Source organism: Thermus sp. KWY1 (assembly GCF_057547025.1).
Window position 1 is genome coordinate 1 of record NZ_BAAJPG010000012.1, and the last position, 3,725, is coordinate 3,725.

Below are 3,725 nucleotides of genomic sequence, written 5' to 3' on the forward strand. Positions count from 1 at the left end.
TTGGGTACGGGACGTTCTCCTCCACGAGGATGCCTGCCAGGTGCGGGGGGTGGGGGCACAGGTCTTGGCGGCCCTCCGGGCCTTTCTGGTCTCCATGCTTCACCGCCAAGGGGTCAGGGAGAAGAAGGCGGCCTTGGAGGCCTTCTCCTTCAACCCCCTCTCCGCCCTGCGCTTCCTGGGGCTCTATGCGGCATAGCGGTCAAGTCTGCTTCTGCCTAGGCCACCTCCTCCACCTCCTCGCGGATGCGGATGGGGCCCTGCCTCTCGGGCCTCAAACCCACCTTGTCCTGGTAAAAGGCCCGGATGACCTCAAAATCCTGCTTGAGGTTTCCGGAAGGCCAGAGGTAGCCCCCGATCCCCACCTCCTTTTTCCGGAAGTCCACGTAGCCGAGGGCAATGGGCACCCCGGCCTTCAGGGCCATGTAGTAAAAGCCGCTCCGCCAGTAAGGTGCCTTCCCCCGGGTGCCCTCCGGGGTGATGAGGATGGCGATCTCCTCCTCCTGCTGGAAAACCTCCGCCACGCTGTCCACCAGGTTGTTCCGGCGGGAGCGGTCCACGGGAATACCCCCAAGAAGCTTTAAGAGCCAGCCCAAGGGGGGCCGGAAAAGCTCCTTCTTCCCCAACCACCGGGCCCGAATCCCCAATGCCCATAGGGCCAGGAGGCCCACCGGGAAATCCCAGTTGGAGGTGTGGGGGGCACCGATCAGCACGTACTTCCGGCTGGGAGGAGGCGGCATATGGTACCGCCACCCGAGGCTTCGCAAAACCAGGCCTGCCAGTTTCTGCATACCCTGAAAGTATACCCCCTGTGGTAGACTGGTCAAAGGCGGGGTGGGGGCTTCCCCCACCCCAGTTTGCTGGGGTGAGGATGCATAAGGTAGTCATCGTAGGCCGACCCAACGTGGGCAAGTCCAGCCTCTTCAACCGCCTCCTGGGCAAAAGGAGTGCGGTGGTGGCCGATGTTCCCGGGGTTACCCGCGACCTCAAGGAAGGCGTGGTGGAAACCGAGAAGGGCCGCTTCCTCCTGGTGGACACCGGGGGGCTTTGGTCGGGGGACCGATGGGAAAAGAAGATCCAGGAGAAAGTGGACCAGGCGTTGGAGGACGCCGAAGTGGTCCTCTTTGCCGTGGACGGCCGCTCAGAGCTCACCCAGGCGGACTATGAGGTGGCGGAATACCTGCGGAAGAAGGGGAAGCCCGTGATCCTGGTGGCCACCAAGGTGGACGATCCCAAGCACGAGCACTACCTGGGCCCCCTCTACGCCCTGGGTTTCGGGGATCCCATCCCCACCTCCAGCGAGCATGCAAGGGGCCTCGAGGAACTCCTGGAAGCCATCTGGGAAAAGCTTCCTGTTCGGCAGATCGAGTCGGAGCCGGAAGTGGCAGGCATCAAGCTCGCCATCGTGGGCCGACCCAATGCCGGAAAGAGCAGCCTCCTGAACGCCATCCTGGGGGAGGAACGGGTCATCGTGTCGGAGGAGCCCGGCACCACCCGGGACGCCATTGACGTGCACTTCACCTTCCGCGGCCAGCCCTTCGTCCTGGTGGACACCGCCGGCATCCGCAAGCGCCCGGAAAGCCTGGTGGAGGAACTGGCCATCAGGCGGAGCCTTAAGGCTATAGAGGAAGCCGACGTGGTTCTTCTGGTCGTAGACCCGTTCCAGGTGGGGGACCGGGAGCTCAAGCTGGCCAACCACGCCCTGGAAGCGGGCAAGCCCGTGCTCCTGGTCATCACCAAGTGGGACCTGGTAAGGAAGGAGGAGGCCCCCAAGGTGCGCCGGGAGCTCAAGGAAAAGCTTGCGCACCTGGAGCATCTTCCCCGGGTCTACACCTCGGCCTTCACCAAGCAGAACCTGGATAAGATCTTCAGCGAGGCGGTGCGCCTATTCGAGCTCAACCACACCCGCATCCCCACCGCCGAGCTCAACCGCTGGCTTTCCGTCTGGACGGCGAAGGTGCAGCTTCCCAACTTCAAGGGAAAACCCTTGAAGATCTTCTACGCCACCCAGCCCGAGGTGGCCCCACCCACCTTCGTCTTCTTCGTAAACCACCCGGAGTTCGTGACCCGGGCCTTTGAGAACTACCTGAAAAACCGTATCGGTGAGGACCTGGGCCTTAAGGAAGTGCCCTTCCGCCTGGTCTTCCGCGGACGTCGGGAAGAAGGCTAGGGACGGCTTTCCCGGCGCGCGGAAGCCAGGAGGCCCGCGTCCACCATAAACTCCACCACCACCCCTAAAAAGCGCCTTCCATCCAGAAGAAGCATGAGAAAGGCCCAGATGACTGCTTCCCAAAAAGCCTCCGGGGCCAGTTTCTGGGCGTAGTAGAAAGGGGCGAAGGTGGCCGGTACTTGCAGGAGCATGGAAAGGCTTTTCTTGGGATAGCGAAGGAGAAGCACCAGGCTCCCCACCGCCCAACTCCAGGCGACACCTTCCGGCACCAGCCCCGCCCCCACCAGATAGGCCAGGCCTGCCCAGGCAAGCCCGGCATCCAGGGGATAGTCCCAGGCCGCCAGGGGCGAAGGCCGCCTCGAGGCACGGGCCAGCCAACCATCCAGAACATCCAGGGTCCAGCCCAAAAGCAAAAGGTGCACCACCCCGGCCAAGGCCTCGGGTCCCTCCCCCACCCGGAGGAGAACCAGGGCCACCACTCCACCCCGGGCCAGGGTGGCCAGGTCAGCCAGAAGCCGAAGGATGCGTTCCGCTCTCCCCATATCCCAGAGCCTGCAAGCCCTCCACCGCCCCCATCCGCAAGGAGAGGTGGGCCAAGGGGGTAAGGGGGGTGGGTTCGGGATTGACCTCAATCAGATACGCCCCGCCCGTGAAGGCAATGCGTCCCAAGGAAGCCGCTGGTTCCACCTCGGCGCTGGTGCCCACCACCAGGGCCACATCCGCCTCGGCAAAGGCCTTTTCCGCCTTCTCCCAGGCCCCCTCAGGTAAGAACTCCCCAAACCAGACCACGTCGGGCCGGGCCCTATGCCCACAAAGGGGACAGAAGGGTGGAGGGGTGAAAGGGTCGGGGAGCAAGAACCGGTGCCCGCACGCCTCACAGCGGGCCCGCAGGATGTTGCCGTGGAGCTCCACCAGGTTCCGGCTTCCCGCCAAGGCGTGGAGGCCGTCCACGTTCTGGGTCACCAGGAGGAACGCCCCCCCTCGCCCAAGCACTTCCTCTTCCAACCGCACCAGGGCCAGATGGGCGGGGTTGGGCTTGGCTTCCCGCACCCTGGCGATGCGCCAGGCATACCATTCCCAGACTCTTTCCGGGTTCCTGGCATACGCCTCCGGGGTGGCATAGTCCAGAGGGTTAAACTCCTTCCAAAGCCCCTCGGCATCGCGGAAGGTGGGAATCCCCGAGGGCTTGGAAATGCCCGCCCCCGTCAGGACCGCCACCCGCCTGGCTTCCCTTAGACGGCGCTTGGCCTCTAGCATAACCCCCACCCGTTCCCCCATGATAGTTGCTAGGTAAGGGTATGCCCAGGCGTTTGCTTCTTCCCCTCTTTCTCGTCTTTGCCACGGTGCTCCTGGTCGTGTCAAGATTTATGTGTAAGCGTCTGTGTACGGGGGGCATACCTCTCCAGAAGCATCTTCTCCAGCACTTCCCGCACCTCAGCAAAGCCCTTCAATCGCCGCTCAGACCACCTCCCCTCCTGACGCTCCGCCTCCAAGTAAAGGAGCTTAAACACAGACTCGGGTCGGGGGAACTTATGATCCCGCACCTTCGTCCCACGCC

Annotated in this window: 4 protein-coding genes and 2 pseudogenes; 2 read left to right on the plus strand and 4 right to left on the minus strand. The window is 63.6% G+C overall.

Annotated features, from left to right (window positions below):
* Window positions 1-196, plus strand: a pseudogene (locus AC27GT_RS03420) (transposase); the annotation flags it as partial.
* Between the two features lie 19 nt (window positions 197-215).
* Here the strand turns inward: AC27GT_RS03420 and AC27GT_RS03425 are convergent.
* The gene (locus AC27GT_RS03425; protein WP_487223549.1) at window positions 216-788 is read right to left on the minus strand and encodes a lysophospholipid acyltransferase family protein; all 573 of its coding nucleotides are present in this window, start codon (window positions 786-788) and stop codon (window positions 216-218) included.
* Window positions 789-868: 80 nt separating this feature from the next.
* Here AC27GT_RS03425 and der point away from each other — a divergent pair, with 80 nt between their 5' ends.
* Entirely contained in the window at window positions 869-2,167 is a 1,299-nt protein-coding gene (gene der / locus AC27GT_RS03430; protein WP_487223550.1) for a ribosome biogenesis GTPase Der, read from the plus strand.
* Here the strand turns inward: der and AC27GT_RS03435 are convergent.
* The 3 genes and pseudogenes from AC27GT_RS03435 to AC27GT_RS03445 form a co-directional block, all read right to left on the minus strand.
* The gene (locus AC27GT_RS03435; protein ID WP_487223551.1) at window positions 2,164-2,709 is read right to left on the minus strand and encodes a hypothetical protein; all 546 of its coding nucleotides are present in this window, start codon (window positions 2,707-2,709) and stop codon (window positions 2,164-2,166) included. The genes der and AC27GT_RS03435 overlap by 4 nt on opposite strands.
* Window positions 2,672-3,424, minus strand: coding sequence for an SIR2 family NAD-dependent protein deacylase (locus tag AC27GT_RS03440; protein ID WP_487223552.1), 753 nt, complete (start codon window positions 3,422-3,424; stop codon window positions 2,672-2,674). The genes AC27GT_RS03435 and AC27GT_RS03440 overlap by 38 nt, the downstream gene beginning before the upstream one ends.
* A 101-nt stretch (window positions 3,425-3,525) precedes the next feature.
* Window positions 3,526-3,725, minus strand: a pseudogene (locus AC27GT_RS03445) (IS256 family transposase); the annotation flags it as partial.

What these genes read in the sequence shown, in the direction of transcription:
- AC27GT_RS03440 (WP_487223552.1), bottom strand. Translation starts at nt 3,424, where the DNA reads ATGCTAGAGGCCAAGCGCCGTCTAAGGGAAGCCAGGCGGGTGGCGGTC.
- der (WP_487223550.1), top strand. Translation starts at nt 869, where the DNA reads ATGCATAAGGTAGTCATCGTAGGCCGACCCAACGTGGGCAAGTCCAGC.
- AC27GT_RS03435 (WP_487223551.1), bottom strand. Translation starts at nt 2,709, where the DNA reads ATGGGGAGAGCGGAACGCATCCTTCGGCTTCTGGCTGACCTGGCCACC.
- AC27GT_RS03425 (WP_487223549.1), bottom strand. Translation starts at nt 788, where the DNA reads ATGCAGAAACTGGCAGGCCTGGTTTTGCGAAGCCTCGGGTGGCGGTAC.